The organism is Haloarcula sp. CGMCC 1.6347 (assembly GCF_037078395.1).
GTDB classification, from domain to species: Archaea; Halobacteriota; Halobacteria; order Halobacteriales; family Haloarculaceae; genus Haloarcula; species Haloarcula amylolytica.
Window position 1 is genome coordinate 685,606 of the sequence record NZ_JAYMGX010000001.1, and the last position, 15,336, is coordinate 700,941.

The following is a 15,336-nucleotide window of genomic DNA, read 5'->3' on the forward strand; positions in this document are numbered from 1 at the left end:
TTCCACGTTTTTGTTATACGGAGTCGGTCACAGCCCGCGTCTTTGCGACCACAATCGAGTGAGTTCTGTTAGTGATGGGAGACTGTGACAATCAACCGCTGACCCTATAGCCGTCGGGCCAAAGTGCTGGATATGGTCCCCGTACAACCAACCGTAGTATCGTGTCGGAGCGCATCATGAGTGACATCCCCGGTCCCGATCCCGATTCCGGATCGGACATCGACATCGATGTCGGCCGCGGCCTCCGTATCGGTGTCGGCGTCATTGTTGCCCTTGCCGTCGCAACGGCCCTATTCGGTGGCTACCATCAGGTCCCCGAAGGCCACGTCGGCGTGCAAAAGTCGTTCGGCGCGGTAACCGGCGACGAGCTCCAGCCGGGCGCACACATTATCGTGCCGGTCAAGGACTCGGTTCAAGACGTGGAAATCCGGCCGCGGACCTACACGATGGCCAACACAGAGGGCGAGGGCGACAGAGCGACACAGTCCGATGCAGTGACGGTCCAGACCATCAACGGGACGACAGTCGACATCGACATCACCGTCCGGTACAAGGTCGAAGAGGCGGACGCGGCAGGGTTCGTCATCCAATGGCGAAACGTCGAGCAAGCAGAAGAACGACTCATCCGACCGTCCGTCCGGTCGCAACTCCGTGGCGAAGCCGCCGGTATCCAGACAAGCGAGATATACACCAACAGCGGCCGTGAGCGGCTTGGTGAGGCGGCACAGCAGAAACTTGAATCCGCGTTTGAGGGCGAAGCGCTCGTCCTCGAAGAGGTACAGGTCCGTGACGTCGACCTCCCGGACTCGTACGACCAGGCGCTCAACGACAAGGAAATCGCAAAGCAACGCGTCGAAGAGAAAAAGTTCGAGATTCAACAGGCCAAACGCGACAAGGAACGACAAGAGATTCAGGCCGAAGCCGACGCCCGGGTTATCGAGATTCGCGGTGAGGCGCTCCGGGACAATCCGGTCGTGCTGAAACAACAGTACGTCCAGAGCATCGACGATTCAGATAAGGTCATTCTGGCGACCGACGACGACGGGACACCGATCATCCTGCAGACTGGCAGGAGCAGCGGCGGGAACACCTCCAGCGCGGATACAGGGTTCTCGACAAACGTGACGAACGCGACAGGCGGGAACTGACCGCAGGCACGAGGAAGCGCCTCGTTCGTTTTTATTTCGCTGTGCCGGGTACCTGTCGAGTCATGCAGTTAACTCCTGCCGGATAATAACCGCGTTCGACGGGGTGTGCACAACTCGAACGGTCACCGTGTCGCCCGACTGCAAGTCGCAGTCCCCGCCCGCGATCCGGAAGACGATCACGTCGCCGGGACGGAACTCGTCTGTAACCAGTGCCCCGGTATCATCGGCACCGCGCTCCGTGAGCGAGCCAGTGCTCTCGTCGAAGATATCGTCGCCCTCGATGTTGTCACTCTGTGGCCGGTCACCCGATTTCGCCGGCAGATTGACTAACCGCCCGTGCTTTTCAGTTCCGTCGCCGCTACAGTCGGCACTGACTGCCACTTCGATATCCGAGACACGGACGACATCTCCAGCAACGTGCGTGATACGGACGATGCCCCCGTCGAACCCATCCTGTGCGGCGAACTCACCGTCTGATTGGCCGATTACGGGCGCTGTATCATCCAACGTCTCCGCGAGGCCAACCGTCGCCACAGACAGCACTGCCGCGAGAACGACAGTTACCGCCACGAGAAGGATAACCGAAATGATCGAGGAGACAGCACGCAACTGACCCGTCACTGGGTCTGCTACTATCCGGTTACATAAAAACATCCGCAACGGGACCGGCGTGAGACGTCGTCTTGAACCCTATATTGCCGGTTCTATCGTCCCATTCTGCGGAGAAACAGGTCGTCTTGCCGCCCCGGCAAACAATCGGTGTCGACTGTCGGACCCGCGGCAGATGCCGGCGGTGAGCCACACTGTTTTGCTGGTCCCGTTCGAGCACGGCATATGGACAGTGTCCTCGTCATCGGCGGCGGTCGGTTCATCGGCCGGCACACAGTCACAGAGTTCCGCGACGCGGGCTACGACGTGACGATGCTCACCCGCGGCCAGCGCTCGAATCCGTTCGCGAACTCCGATGTCGACCACATCAAGGGTGACCGGAACGAGCGGGACACGCTCGAAACCGCTCGCGAGCGGGTCGATCCGGACGTGGTCGTCGACTGCGTGGCGTACTTTCCGGAAGATGTCCGGGCGGCAACCGACGTGTTTGCCGACGTCGACGCGTACGTATATATCTCAAGTGGCGCGGCCTACGGCGCCGAGCGAACGCCCAAGCGGGAGGGGGAGACGCCGCTCGCGGGCTGTACTGCCGAGCAGGCCACAACCGACAGCACGGAGACGTACGGGCCACGGAAGGCCGAAGGCGACCGCGAGGTGTTCGCCGCCGCGGAGGACGGCGTGCGGGCGATGAGCGTCCGGCCGACCGTCGTGTACGGTCCCTACGACTACACCGAGCGGTTCGCCTACTGGGTCGACCGCGTGGCCGAGTACGACCGGATCGTCGTTCCCAGCGACGGCCTCAGCCTGTGGCAGATGGCCTACGTCGAGGACGTGGCGAGCGCGCTTCGCCTCGTCGCGGAGCGGGGAACGGCCGGCGAGGCCTACAACGTCGGCGACGAGCACGCGCCGACACTCCGGGAATGGGTCGACCTGCTCGCCAGAGTACACGAGACGGACGTCGAGACCATCGGCGTCGGCGAGCGTGAACTCGCGGCGGCGGGGCTGGACCCCGACGATTTCCCTATCTACCGCGACTCACCGCATCTGTTGTCGACGGCAAAGCTCCGCGACCTTGGCTGGTCGTCGACGCCCCACGAGACGGCGCTGGCCGTGACCGTCGCCGAACATCGGGAGAACGACCGAACCGGTCGGGAGTTCGGACCTGACCGGGACACGGAAGTGGCGCTTCTCGACCGCTTGACCGAGTGACAACTACGCCCGGCGGAGCGTCGTGTGCTTGACCTCGTAGTCCTCTAAGAACGCGCCGTATCCGCCGACGGTGATGCGGCCTTGTCCGGTGTCGACGACCAGCGAGTTCTCGAAGCCGAAATCGCTGTTGTGTGGCTCGACGAGATTCTGTCGGATATCGACCACCGTGCCGGATATCACTTCGAAATCGTCATCCGAGCCTGTCGGTCGCGCGTACAGGTCTGCGACGACGGACTTCCCGGCCTGGAGCGCGAGCGTGGTCGTGAACACGACGGGACGGAACATGTCGTACCGGGCCGGAAGCGATGGCGGCCGCGAAAGGAGGACCTCCTCGCCTATCGGCCAGTAATTGCCCAGGTAGGAACCGACTAACACCGCCGCGACCGCCTCCTGCGTGAACGTGATCGCGTTCGTCTCGTCGTGGTCCCAACTGAGCATCGTCGACGGCGAGACGAACCCGCGCTGCTGGTCCGTCGCAAGCAACGAGGGCGCGCCGTCGAGGCCGAGACGGACGGCGTTGGCGACCCCTTCCAGTTCAAGTTCTATCGTTGCCGGGTCGTAACTCGACAGCGTCAGGAGCACGAGGATGCCCCGCTTGCGGGCGCGGCGGAGCGTGTCGCGGATATCTGGGAGTCGGCGGGCCGGGACCTGGAGCACGACTTCGCACTCGGCGGCGTCGATGTGTTGTTCCAGCCGTTTGACGATAGTCGGTTTGGATTTGACCACCTCGAAGGCGTTGTCGTCGGACGAGGTGTCCTCGTACCGGGTCTGTACCGCTGCCTCCAGCGTGTCGAGTTCGCGTTTCAGCGCGCCGAATGCCTCCGACGGGGGCGTCGCACGGATGACCGTCGGCGTCCGGTGGTCGTCGACGGTGACGAAGCCGTCCGCGGCCAGCGAATCACAGATGTCGTACACGTAGCTCTTGGAGACCCCTGCCGTCTCGGCCACCGTCCGGGCCGTTGCCGGTCCCGTTTCGACGACGGCGAGGTACGTATCGGCCGCTGTTTCGGAGAGGCCGTACTGCTGGAGTCGGTCCCGGACGGCCGCGTTGGGTTGGCGTGTGGAGTCAGGCATAACTGTCCCGCTCAAACCGTGTTAGCTGGCTTCGTGTCATTGGATCGCTGTTTCAGATAATGTTACTGAGAATATATAATGATTCGTGGGCGTGCGAGCGGGCCGGCGTGTGTCTGTACGTTGTGGTGCTCCAGAGCACGGGGAGCACCGGCAGAGCGGGACCGCGGCGGCCTGGTCAGGAACGGTGCCGAACCTCGTCGAGCAGGTCGACGACGTCTTCCATGGTGGGGTCGCGGCTGGTGTTGTCGCCGTTGCCATTTCCGTTCCCGTTGTTGCCGTTGTTTCCGCTCCCGTTGCCATTGCCCCGACCGGGGTTGCCCCCTGACCCGTTCGGGAGGCCCGGAACGGGGTCCGGTTCGGTGATGCTCGCCGTGTTCTGGACGGTGAGCGTGGTCGTCGGGCCGTCCTGACCGACAGTGAGTTCGTACTCGCCGGCTTCGACGACCTTCGGCCCGACTCCGAGCACGTCACCGGGGACGACTTCCAGCGCCGTCAGGTCAGCGGTCACGTCCACCGTGGCTGACTCGCCGGAATCCAGCGAGACGCGCTCGTAGCCGAGCAGGCGGCGCTTCGGCTGGAGCACCGAGCCGTAGGACTGGGTGTTGAACACCTCGACGATGTGTTCGCCGGGCATGTCGCCGGTGTTCGTCACCTCGACGCCGACGGTCACCTCGGACTGATTGGCCGGGTTGCCGACGGTCGGCTGTGTGACCGAGACGCTCCCGTACTCGAAGTCAGTGTAGGAGAGGCCGTGGCCGTACTCGTAGATCGCAGTGTTGTCCGTTCCGCCAGTCGACGTCGGCTCGTAGCGGTTGTACTGCACGGGCGTCGTGCCGACGTTCTCGGGCCAGCTGAACGGGAGCTTGCCCGAGGGGTTGTACTCGCCGACCATCGTCTCGGCGATGGCGACCCCGCCGTCGCTGCCGGGCTGGCCGGCAAACAGGAGGGCGTCGAGCCGGCTGAACGTCTCCGGGGACCCCCGCGGCGCGCCGGCGAGCATGACGCCGATGATCGGCGTCGAATCGTCGGCGGACGCGACGACGGTGTCCAGAAGCGCTTGCTGGGACTCGTCGAGTACCAGTTCGTCACGGTCGCCGAAGCCCTCGTTGTGGGTTCCCTCGCCGAGAACGACGACGACGGCGTCGGACTCGGGGGCCGCTGACTCGACCTGTGATCGCTGCTCGTCGGTGAAGTCGAAGTTGCCGTTCTCGTCGCTTTGCTGGTTCTCGCCGTCGCCTTCTCCGGCCCACCAGGTGGTGTTCTCGTACGAGGTTGGGACGTGCGTGAGACTGCCGACGCGAGCGCCCAGTTCGTCTTCGAGGAGGTTCTGGCGCGGGTACGGGCCGCCGGCGCTGGCCCCCTGCCAGCCGAGCGTCCAGCCGCCGTGTTGCATCAGCGCGCGGGTGTTGTTGCCGTCGCCGTCGACGCCGGGCCCGGTCAGCAGGACGTTCTCGTCGCCGGACAGCGGGAGCGTGTCGTCGTCGTTTTTCAGGAGGACCAGCGACTCCTTTGCCATCGTCTCAGCGGTCTCCTGTGCGCCGCCGAGCACGTTCCCGATGCGGGACTCGTCGACCGTCGGCTGTTCGAACAGGCCGAGGTCAGCCTTCAGTTCAAGACTCCGCCGAACAGCCTCGTCGATGCGCTCCATGGGAATCGCGCCGTCCTCGACGAGTCCGACGACGGTGTCGATGAACTGGACCGGTCCCGGCGCGTCGCCGCCGTTGCCGATCATGTACATGTCGACACCGGTGTTGATGGCCATCTCGGTCGCCGTTTCGAAATCGGGCGCGTAGTCGTGGTTCGTAACCATCCGGTTGAGGTCGTCCCAGTCCGAGACGACCATCCCCTCGTAGCCGTAGGTGTCCCGGAGCAGCGTCGTCAACAGCCAGTGGGAGGCGTGGGCCGGAACTCCGTTTATCGACCCGCTGTTGACCATCACCGTCCCGGGCTCGGACTCCAGTGCCTCCCGGTACGGCGGGAGGATGTTCGTCCGGAGGTCACGCAGCGACGTCGAGGCCGGTGCGCGGTCGTTGCCGTTGTTCGGGACCGAGTAGGCCGCGAAGTGTTTGACACACGCCGTCAACCGGTCGTCGTCCTCGAGCGCTCGCGCTCGTACCCGTGAGACATCCGCTTCGAGTTTCGGGTCCTCGCTGATGCCCTCGAAGAAGCGCCCCCACCGGGGGTCCCGCTGGAGGTCCGTCGTCGGCGCGAACGTCCAGTGTGCGCCCATCGACGCCGTTGCGTCGCTCGTGTGGCGTTCAGCCTCTGCAATCAGGTTCAGGTCTCGCGTCGCACCCATGTTCAGCCGCTGGGGGAACACCGTTGCCCCCTCCAGCAGGCCGTTCCCGTGTGTCGCGTCGACGCCGTAGAGGAACGGGATGTCGTGGTCGGCGTTCGTCAGGTTGTACTCCTGTAGGGCGTTGATTCCCTGGACTACGGCGTTGGCGTCGAAACTCGGCGGCTCGGCCCCACCGGAGAGGATCGACCCGACGCCGAGTTCGCTGAAGTACTCGCCGACCGTGTCGACCCCGAAGCTGTCGGGGACGTTCGATTCCTCCGGCTCCGCCTCGAAGGAGCTGATCGCGACCTGTGTCATCTGGGCCGCTTTCTGTTCCAGTGTGAGGTCGCCGACGAGCGAATCGACGTCCGGTTGCGCCGCGGCGGTCCCAACACCTGCGCCGGTTGCGGCCGCTGCCGTGGCCACACCGGTCGCTTTCAGAAATGTCCGCCGAGACGCCCGCATACCGTCGTCAGTCGTGTCATGTGGCATGACAGGCACACCCAAACAGTGATGTTAATAATTGTTTTTGGAAAACTGGCGTGTGATTGTTGTCAAAAGATTTCGGTTACCGCACAGTCGGACCGCCAGTTGCACCTAAACTGTTTTCACGCGTGCCCGGAGACAGGCAACCATGTTCGAGAAACGCACCTGGATCCGCCTCCCCCGGAACGTCGTGGTCGGGCACGGCGTCCTCGGCCGGACAATCGAGGCCGTGAGCGAGCTCCACCTGACCGGGCGGCCGCTCATCGTCTCCAGTCCGACGCCGCACAAGGTCGCGGGCGAGAAAGTGGTCGCACAGTTCGAGGACGAGGGGTACGACCCATCCGAGATCGTCATCGAGGAGGCCAGTTTCGACGCCGTCCAGCAGGTCATCGACCACGCGTCGGAGATCGACGCGGGCTTCCTACTGGGCGTCGGCGGCGGGAAAGCCATCGACATCACGAAGATGGCAGCCGACGACCTCGGGCTGGGGTTCGTCTCGGTGCCGACGGCGGCGAGCCACGACGGCATCGTCTCGGGCCGTGGCTCGGTCCCCGAAGGCGATACGCGCCACAGCGTCGCTGCCGAACCACCACTGGCCGTCATCGCCGACACCGAGGTGCTGGCAGAGGCCCCCTGGCGGCTGACGACCGCCGGCTGTGCCGACATCATCTCGAACTACACCGCGGTCCGGGACTGGCAGCTTGCCCACCGCCTGAAAAACGTCCACTACTCCGAGTACGCCGGTGCGCTCTCCCAGATGACTGCCGAGATGCTCGTCGAGAGCGCCGATTCGATAAAACAGGGTCTGGAGGAGTCCTCGTGGATCGTCGTGAAAGCGCTCGTCTCCTCCGGCGTCGCGATGTCCATCGCCGATTCCTCGCGTCCGGCAAGCGGCGCGGAACACCTGTTTTCCCACCAGCTGGACCGGCTCGTCCCCGACGGCGCGCTCCACGGCCATCAGGTCGGTGTCGGCTCGATCATGACCGAGTACCTCCACAGCGGCCAGAAAGGCAAGTGGAAAGACGCCAGGGACGCGCTGGCGGCCATCGGCGCGCCGACGACGGCGGACGAGCTCGGCATCGACGACGAGACAGTGATCGAGGCGCTGACCACGGCCCACCAGATACGGGACCGCTACACGGTGCTCGGCGACGGGATGAGCGAAGAAGCGGCGATAGAAGCAGCAACAGTCACTGGTGTTATCTAAACTAGTTCTGCGACCGCGACATCGCTCGAGTCGTCCCATCGAATCGACGCGTCGGCCCCATCGACCGTCTCGGTGTCATCGCCTTCGAGTGCGGCGCTGTTGACTTCGGCGTCGAACACGATACTGAGTCGATACACCGTCTCGGCGTTCTGGTCTGTCTCGTTTCGCACGCCACAGATGGTCGCCCGAACCGCGTCCCGAATGGTACACGAGACGCCGGCTGTTTCGGTGACGACTCGTTCGGCCGCTGCCGCCGGCCGCTCGGCCCCCTGTGTCTGTCCCTGTGGGATCTCCCAGGACCCGTCGGCGTCGCTGAGTAGCACGTCGCCCGACTCGTTGTGGACGAACGCGTGTACATCCACCTGCCCCTCTCGCGAGCGTTCGACAGCGCGCTGGTACCCCTCCGCCCCCACCGAAAAGGTGGTCTGGTCCACCGGCGTCGAGCCGAACTCCTGTTCGAGCCGGGCGAGGCGTTCCTGCACCCGCGCTCGCGAGCGCTCGGCTATCTCCATACGAAACGGTGCTTCGGCAGCGTAATAAATCCGCCTGAACGCTCTCATAGTTTGAAACTACCCTGTGCGCCGGCTGTGATTCCCTGTAATACCGCCCGTCACAGCATTCGGTCGGACCTCTCAGACGTGCTTGTTGAGGAACTCGACGACAGCGGTGTAGGCCTCGATGCGGTTCTCCCGCTTGCTGATGCCATGTCCTTCGTCGTCGAAGACGAGTTTCTCCACGGGAACTCCCCGTTCGGCCGCCTGCTCGGCGATCTGCTCGGCCTCGCCGACTGGAACACGCGGATCGTTGGCCCCGTGGAGGACGAACAGCGGCGCGTCGATGCGGTCGACGTTGTTGATGGGCGAGATGGATTCGAGGAACTCGCGGTCTTCGTCAAGGGAGCCGTACTCGGCCTCGCGGAGTTCGCGTCGCCAGTCACCGGTGTTCTCAAGAAACGTCACGAAGTTGGCGATGCCGACCACGTCGACGCCGGCCGCCCAGAGGTCGGGGTACTCCGTCAGCGCCGCCAGCACCATGAAGCCGCCGTAGGAGCCGCCCATCGCCACGATTCGGTCGGGGTCGACGGCCGGGTGGGCGTGGAGCCAGTCGACGCCGGCCCGCAGGTCCTTCACCGAGTCCAGCCGCTTTTCCACGTCGTCGAGGTGCGTGTAAGCCTTCCCGTAGCCGGTCGACCCGCGGACGTTGGGCTCAAAGACCGCGTAGCCTCGCGAGAGGAAGTACTGGGTCAGGCCCGAGAACGACGGGCGGCGCTGGCTCTCCGGGCCGCCGTGGATGTCGACGATGACGGGCGTGTCGCCGTCAGCACCGGCCCCGTTAGCTGCACCGTCCGGCAGCGAGAACAGCGCCGGAATCTCTCGCCCGTCGAAGGAGTCGAACCGGACGACCTCTGGCTCGATGAACGTCTCGCGCGGGATGCCGGCCGTCGAAGCGGCCGTCCACTGCTCGCTCTCGCCCGTCTCGGTCTCGACGACGAACACGTTGGTATTGACCCGCCGCCCGGTGACGCTAACGGCGAAACGCTCGGCGTTGGGTCCCCAGGCGACGCCGCCAGCCAGCCCGCCCGGCAGGTCCGGCGTCGGGAACGTCTCGATGGTCGTCGGCCCCGTCAGTTCGCCGACGGTGAGTTCGTTGTAGCCGTCGACGTTGCGCGAGTACACGAGGCGGCCGCTGTCCTCGTCCAGCGCGACGCCGTCGATGTTCCACTGGTCGTCCGAGCGCACGACGTCGAGGTCGCCGTCGAGCGAGAGGCGGGCCAGTTCGAGCGTGTCGCTCTCCGCATCGGTCACGAGATACACCGAATCGCCGTCTGGTCCCCACGACGCGCTCGTGTAGCGGACCTTCCCCTCGTGCGGCGTGAGATGGCTGAGGTCCCCGCTGTCGATGTCCAGCACGTAGATGTCCTGGTCGAAACTGGAGTGGGCTTCGCTGACCAGCAGGCGCTCGCCGTCGGGCGAGAACCCGCCCACGGAGAGCCAGCCGTCGCCCTCCCAGACCAGGTCCGCGTCGTCGCCGGTCGCGGCGCGGTCCTGCACGTAGATATCGAACACGGCCTTGTCGCGGCGGTTCGACGCGAAGGCGAAGCGTTCGCCGTCGGGCGACCAGCCGCCCCAGCGGTGCTTCGCGTCGGGCATTCCGGTGAGTTCGTGGACGCGCCCGTCCGCGTCGAGCCGGTACAGCTGCGCCCGCTCGTTGCCGCCCTCGTCCATGCCGAAGACGAGTTCCTGGCGCTCGGGCGAGTAGTCGACGAAACTGACGCTGTCATCGTAGAAGGTCAGCTGCTCGGGCCAGCCGTGGGGCTCGGTGAGCGACCAGAGCTGGGCAACGCCGGTCGTGTTCATCAGGAAGGCGAGCGTCCCGTCCGGCGCGAAGGAACTGCCGTAGGCGCTGCGGACGTTCAGATAGCGAGAGAGGTCGTACGCGGTCACAACCGGTGGGACGGCAGGGACCGGCAAAACCCTTTGTGGCGGCCGTGGTCTGATACAGCGGAACGCGACAGTATCACCCGGACAGCCGCTTGAGCGGCTCCTCACCCTGCCAGCGGGCGTACGCGTACGAAGCGACGAGGAGGATGCCACCCAGCACGAGGAACGAGAGGGTCCGGGCGAGCGTATCGAGCCCCTGCGTATCGTAGAGGAACACCTTGGTTGTCACCAGGCCGAGGACGACGACGCCCTGGAGCCGGCGACTGCGGGCGTCAAACGCGAGGCCAGCCCCAACGAACGCGAGCCCCAGGACGGCCCATGCGACCGATAGCCCGGCCCCCGAAAGCTCCAGTCCCAGGAACACCACCGCGAGCCCGGTCGCTGTCCAGGCGTACGGAGCAGCCATAGAGAGTTCGCGGTCAATGCCGGGAACCGTTGTCGATGCCCCGCCGAACCACCGACCGAGCGCGTAGAAGACCGCGATTCCCAGCAGGTAGGCGGCTGGTCGCCCCATCGCGGTCGCCAGCGGGTCCGCGAGCGAGAACGCCGGCAATTCGGTCGCGTCCACGGCGAGCAGTTTGGCGACGGTCCCGACGGCGACGAGGTGTCCGCCGATACGAACTGCCCTCGCGTCGCGGCGGGACCCGACCGTCAGCGCCCCACAGAGCAGGCCGAGAAGTCCGGCGGTCGCAAAGAACGGGTCGGCCGCGAGGACGACGCTGACGGCGAGGAGCACGACGGCAAGCATCCCAGCGGCGCTGTCTTGCTGTCCGAGGCGTGACCCCGTGACGGCGTAGACGCCGACGAGGGCGAGTCCGACTGCGCCGACAGCCACTCCGTCCGGCGCTGTCGGGATGAGTCGACGAACGACGCCTTCCAGCAGGATCGCGGCGAACACGGCATTGAGACCGGTCGTCGCTTCCACCAGTCGGCGGTGCCATCGGTCTGTTCGGTCGCTCGCACGGAGCACGTACACACCAGCGGCGTAGACGGCGAACGTCGCGGTGAGTATGGCGGTGGCAACCGCTTCGGGTGGCTCTAGCCTGTTCATCCAGGCGATGTGGAGCACGTAGGCCGGGACGACGCTGCCGAGGACGAGCCGGCTCCACGGCCGGACGGCTGCGATGGTCACCAGCCCGGCCGTGAGAAGCACGACGTAGGCCGGCGAGACGACGAAGGAACCGGCGTCGAGTCCGACGTAGGCAGTGACGTATCCCAGCAGGAACGCCTCGCCAGCGACGGCCGGCGCGTGGTCCCGCACCGAGACGACCGCTGTGGCGGCCACGAGAGCTGTCAGGACCAGCATGACCACCCACAGCGGCGCTCCGATGGCGGCGCGGTACGATTCGAAGCCGTAGGCCGCGTAGACGCTGAAATACGCGATTGCGAGGCCGGTTCCCGCGACGAGTCGGCCCCACCGGTCGTAGCCCTGTCGCTCGGCGGCGTACCGGCCGCCAGCGAGCAGTATGAGCCCGCCTGCTGTGCCGGTGAGCACACGCCCGAGCGGGCCGAGGTAGCCCGCCTCGATGGCCAGGCGGATGAAGAAGACGACGCCGACCACCAGCGCGAGTCCGCCGACCCCGCCGAGCCACTTCATCCCGATGTCGCGCTCCCAGTTCCGCTCGCCGGACGGCGCTCCGCTGTCGGCTGTCTCGCCGGTCTCTGGCGCTATCTCCGAATCTTCCGCGGACTCCGATTTTGGAGCTGTTGTGTCCACTTCAGTGGTTGCAGTTTCGTCCCCGGCAGACGGAGGCGGGTCGGTGTCGAGTGCCGATTCCAGGGCGGTGATGCGTGTCTGGAGGGCATCGACCTCGGCGCGGAGGTCCCGTACTTCCGCTTCGAGGTCCTCATCATCGCTCATACACTGACACGTTGCGCGGTCGCTGTAATAAACATCCAGTCGAACGACAGTTCCGGCGGCCAATCCGCCATCTGTCGCCGTCAACCGCGAACGGGTGGATTTTTGAGCGGCCACGTCGTCGCACCTGTATGCGTGTCGCGGTCGTCGCCATGGAGACGAGTCAGTACCGGGACACAGTGGGCCGGACCCGGCTGGAGCGGGTGGCTACCGAACTCGCCGCTGCCGGCCACGACGTGACCGTGTTCTGTTCGCAGTGGTGGCCGGGGTTCGACAATCAGCGCGAGCGCGGCGGCGTCACGTACCGCGCCGTCACCGTCTCGCCGACTGTCCCTTCTTTCTGTGTCCGCCTCCCGGCCATGCTCGCCCGGTTCCGCCCGGACGTCGTCCACGTCCACCCGACGCCGTCGTCGGTCGCACTCGCGGCCAAGACCGGTGCAACGCTGTCTCGCGCCCCGCTTCTCACGGAGTGGTATGGGGACGAAGACGTGCCCGAGAGCCGCCGGGCCGACCTCGCGCTCCGCGCGTCGGACTGTCTCGTCACCCCCTCCGAACTCGTCCGCACGCGGGTCCGAGAGCGGGGAGCGACGGCGGACCAGACCACGGTCCTCCCACAGAGCATCGACATGGACCTCGTCCGGGACGCTGACACGGATGAGGAGATCGACGTGGTGTATGCCCACAAACTGGACGGCAGCGCGAACGTCGAGTCGCTGCTGCTCGGGCTGGCGGAACTCAGACAGAAGGGCTGGTCGGCGACGATCATCGGCGACGGCCCGGAGCGGGAGTACTACGAACAGGAGGCGGCCGACCTCCGTATCGACGACCGCGTGACCTTCGCTGGCGCGTGCGACATCGAGGAGCGCGTCTCGATCTACAAGGGCGCGCACGTATTCGTCCAGACGGCGTTTCGGGAGTGCTTTGCCACGGATCTCCTCTGGGCGATGGCCTGTGGCTGTATCGGTATCGTGGAGTACCAGGCCGAGTCGTCGGCCCACGAACTCATCGAGCAGCGCGACCGCGCGTTCCGGGTGACGAACCCGCAGGAGATCGCCGACAAAATCGCCGAATCGGCCGACTTCGAGCGCCGGACTGTCGACGAGTCCTGCGCCGAGTTCGACCACGCACAGGTCCGGGCAGAGTACGAGGACCTGTACGAGTCGCGTATCGAGGAGACCGGTCTTTTCTAATCGGAACACCGCTCAGACGCGCTGATGACGCGAACAATCGCCACCAGTCAGTACGGGATGACGCGGAACCCTTCGGGGAGCACCAGCCCGAACACGAGGAACAGCGCGGCCGCGATACCCGCCGCGATGAGAGCGTAAGGCGCTTGGCTCCGGACGTGGACCATGTGGTCGCTGCCGCTCGTCGACGACGCCAGGACGGTCGTGTCGCTGATGGGCGAGGTGTGGTCGCCGAAGATACCGCCGCTGAACACCGCACCGAGGACGAGCGGGAGGTTCGCGCCCGTCGAGAACGCGAGCGGGATGGCGATTGGGAACATGATGCCGTAGGTCGACCACGACGAGCCATCGGAGAAGCTGACGAACGAGGTCACGAGGAAGACGCCGACCGGGATGATAAACGCCGGGACGCCGCCGAAGACGTTCGTCACGAACGACGAAATACCCAGTATCGTCACCGCGTTCTGGATGGAACTGGCGAACATCAGGATGACAGCCGCGAGGAGGATGCCCTTGAAGCCGACCATCATCGCGTCGGTGGCATCGTCGTTGGACGGGATGTCGCCCTTCCAGCGATACAGCAGGAAGGCGAGGATGAGTGCCGAGAAGGACGCGAGACCCAACTGGACGCCGCCGATGTTGAACGCCCAGGGGCCGCTCGGGGGCGTGATGAGTTGCCAGCTGCCGAGCTGGAGCAGCGTGGCCCCCATCCCTTCCTTCCCCTTGACGTAGATGACGGGGCTGGCCCGCCAGAACATCGCGCCGAGGCCGACGACGATCATAGTGAGGATGGGCCAGGCGAAGTTCCGCCAGTCCGGCGTCGCGGTCTCTGACACCTCGTACTCGTCCATCTCCGCGGAAATCATCGGGTCGGCGTCGTCGCCGACGACCTTCCCCTCGTTTCTCGCTCGGGATTCCTCCGTCCCCATCCCGTAGATGTTTGGCACGACCTGCCACGCGACGAGTCCCGCGAGACCGAGCGCGATCCAGGAGTAGAAGCCGGTAAACAGCGTGTTGAAAAACAGCGGCCAGACGGCACCGGTCGCCGCGGTGACCTGCTCGCCGCCGGTGTTCACGAAGTTGGTCATGCCCGAGGGCAGCGTCCCCTGCTGCTGTGCCTCGACGAGGCCGCCCCCGATGAAGCCGACCATCGCCGCCCCCCACGTCGAGTAGAACGCGAGCCGGGAGGCCGGCGACCCCGCTGAGTCGACGTAGTAGGCCAGTTTGGCCCGCGAGACGTCGAACTTGTCGGTCAGCGGCCGCATCATCGAGCCGACCACGAGGCAGTTGAAGTAGTCGTCGATGTGGATGGCGATCCCGGCTAGGAACGCGGCCTTCTCGGCGTCTGCGGCGGAGTCGGCCCGCGCCACCAGCGCCTCCAGTACGCCCTGGATCGCCCCGGCTCGGATCATCAGTCCGATCAGCCCGCCGATTGCGAAGATGGCGAGCAGGACGTTCTTGACGTACCACTCCCCGAACAGCGGGGCCGTGGCGATTATCTCCGGCACGAGCTTCAGCCCGAAGATCGCTCCGAGTACGATACCACCGACGCCGACCGTCCAGGGACTGCCGTCCTCGGCCTGTGGCTGGACTGTCGCCACCTCACCGCCAGCGGTGATCAGGTCCGACGGGACCCCAACAGCCTGGGGATGTAACGCGCCGACCAGCACGCCTGTGATGACGATGCCCACGAACAGCCCGATCAGGGCGTCCCGGGTGTACCAGGCGAGACCGATGGCGACGAGCGCAGGCACGATCGACCACGGTCCAGCCGCGATTCCCTCAACCATGCCGGCAGGTCTAAGTGGCGCTATATTAATGTACGTGTTCGGACCGACG

At 65.5% G+C, this 15,336-nt stretch carries 11 protein-coding genes; 4 read left to right on the top strand and 7 right to left on the bottom strand.

Annotated elements, in window-relative coordinates; all coding sequences use genetic code 11:
• Positions 1 to 176: 176 nt before the first annotated feature.
• A complete protein-coding gene (locus tag VI340_RS03675) occupies positions 177 to 1,148 on the top strand; it encodes a prohibitin family protein (RefSeq protein ID WP_336357806.1) in 972 nt (323 codons plus the stop codon).
• Positions 1,149 to 1,208: 60 nt separating this feature from the next.
• Here VI340_RS03675 and VI340_RS03680 read toward each other — a convergent pair whose 3' ends face one another.
• Positions 1,209 to 1,769, bottom strand: coding sequence for a type IV pilin (locus tag VI340_RS03680; protein ID WP_336357807.1), 561 nt, complete (start codon positions 1,767 to 1,769; stop codon positions 1,209 to 1,211).
• Positions 1,770 to 1,982: 213 nt separating this feature from the next.
• Between VI340_RS03680 and VI340_RS03685 the strand changes: the two genes are divergently transcribed.
• Positions 1,983 to 2,966, top strand: a complete 984-nt coding sequence (locus tag VI340_RS03685) for an NAD-dependent epimerase/dehydratase family protein (protein WP_336357808.1) — start codon at positions 1,983 to 1,985, stop codon at positions 2,964 to 2,966.
• A gap of 3 nt (positions 2,967 to 2,969) precedes the next feature.
• On the opposite strand, the gene VI340_RS03690 is transcribed toward VI340_RS03685, so the two are convergent.
• Together VI340_RS03690 and VI340_RS03695 are read right to left on the bottom strand one after the other, a co-directional pair.
• Positions 2,970 to 4,040: a TrmB family transcriptional regulator gene (locus VI340_RS03690; protein ID WP_336357809.1), complete on the bottom strand. Its 1,071-nt coding sequence runs from the start codon at positions 4,038 to 4,040 to the stop codon at positions 2,970 to 2,972.
• 175 nt (positions 4,041 to 4,215) lie between these two features.
• Positions 4,216 to 6,810 (bottom strand): glycoside hydrolase family 3 protein, encoded by a 2,595-nt coding sequence (locus VI340_RS03695; RefSeq protein WP_336357810.1) that lies wholly within the window; start codon positions 6,808 to 6,810, stop codon positions 4,216 to 4,218.
• 142 nt (positions 6,811 to 6,952) lie between these two features.
• On the opposite strand from VI340_RS03695, the gene VI340_RS03700 reads away from it, so the two are divergent.
• Positions 6,953 to 8,011 carry an NAD(P)-dependent glycerol-1-phosphate dehydrogenase gene (locus tag VI340_RS03700; RefSeq protein WP_151146770.1) on the top strand — a complete coding sequence of 353 codons (1,059 nt, stop codon included), beginning with the start codon at positions 6,953 to 6,955 and terminating at the stop codon, positions 8,009 to 8,011.
• On the opposite strand, the gene VI340_RS03705 is transcribed toward VI340_RS03700, so the two are convergent.
• The 3 genes from VI340_RS03705 to VI340_RS03715 all read right to left on the bottom strand — a co-directional run bounded on the left by VI340_RS03705 (position 8,008) and on the right by VI340_RS03715 (position 12,313).
• Positions 8,008 to 8,523, bottom strand: a complete 516-nt coding sequence (locus VI340_RS03705) for an NUDIX domain-containing protein (protein ID WP_336329752.1) — start codon at positions 8,521 to 8,523, stop codon at positions 8,008 to 8,010. The two genes, VI340_RS03700 and VI340_RS03705, sit on opposite strands and share 4 nt — an antisense overlap.
• A gap of 120 nt (positions 8,524 to 8,643) precedes the next feature.
• The gene (locus VI340_RS03710) at positions 8,644 to 10,455 is read right to left on the bottom strand and encodes a S9 family peptidase (protein WP_336357811.1); all 1,812 of its coding nucleotides are present in this window, start codon (positions 10,453 to 10,455) and stop codon (positions 8,644 to 8,646) included.
• 73 nt (positions 10,456 to 10,528) lie between these two features.
• Positions 10,529 to 12,313 (bottom strand): DUF2339 domain-containing protein, encoded by a 1,785-nt coding sequence (locus tag VI340_RS03715; RefSeq protein ID WP_336357812.1) that lies wholly within the window; start codon positions 12,311 to 12,313, stop codon positions 10,529 to 10,531.
• A gap of 128 nt (positions 12,314 to 12,441) precedes the next feature.
• Between VI340_RS03715 and VI340_RS03720 the strand changes: the two genes are divergently transcribed.
• Positions 12,442 to 13,500 (top strand): glycosyltransferase, encoded by a 1,059-nt coding sequence (locus tag VI340_RS03720; RefSeq protein ID WP_336357813.1) that lies wholly within the window; start codon positions 12,442 to 12,444, stop codon positions 13,498 to 13,500.
• A 47-nt stretch (positions 13,501 to 13,547) separates the two neighbouring features.
• On the opposite strand, the gene VI340_RS03725 is transcribed toward VI340_RS03720, so the two are convergent.
• The gene (locus VI340_RS03725) at positions 13,548 to 15,287 is read right to left on the bottom strand and encodes a Na+/H+ antiporter NhaC family protein (protein WP_008310198.1); all 1,740 of its coding nucleotides are present in this window, start codon (positions 15,285 to 15,287) and stop codon (positions 13,548 to 13,550) included.
• Positions 15,288 to 15,336: the final 49 nt, after the last annotated feature.

Excerpts from the sequence above, each read along its gene's own strand:
- VI340_RS03675 (WP_336357806.1), top strand. The coding sequence starts at position 177 with ATGAGTGACATCCCCGGTCCCGATCCCGATTCCGGATCGGACATCGAC.
- VI340_RS03685 (WP_336357808.1), top strand. The coding sequence starts at position 1,983 with ATGGACAGTGTCCTCGTCATCGGCGGCGGTCGGTTCATCGGCCGGCAC.
- VI340_RS03690 (WP_336357809.1), bottom strand. The coding sequence starts at position 4,040 with ATGCCTGACTCCACACGCCAACCCAACGCGGCCGTCCGGGACCGACTC.
- VI340_RS03695 (WP_336357810.1), bottom strand. The coding sequence starts at position 6,810 with ATGCCACATGACACGACTGACGACGGTATGCGGGCGTCTCGGCGGACA.
- VI340_RS03700 (WP_151146770.1), top strand. The coding sequence starts at position 6,953 with ATGTTCGAGAAACGCACCTGGATCCGCCTCCCCCGGAACGTCGTGGTC.
- VI340_RS03705 (WP_336329752.1), bottom strand. The coding sequence starts at position 8,523 with ATGGAGATAGCCGAGCGCTCGCGAGCGCGGGTGCAGGAACGCCTCGCC.
- VI340_RS03715 (WP_336357812.1), bottom strand. The coding sequence starts at position 12,313 with ATGAGCGATGATGAGGACCTCGAAGCGGAAGTACGGGACCTCCGCGCC.
- VI340_RS03720 (WP_336357813.1), top strand. The coding sequence starts at position 12,442 with ATGCGTGTCGCGGTCGTCGCCATGGAGACGAGTCAGTACCGGGACACA.
- VI340_RS03725 (WP_008310198.1), bottom strand. The coding sequence starts at position 15,287 with ATGGTTGAGGGAATCGCGGCTGGACCGTGGTCGATCGTGCCTGCGCTC.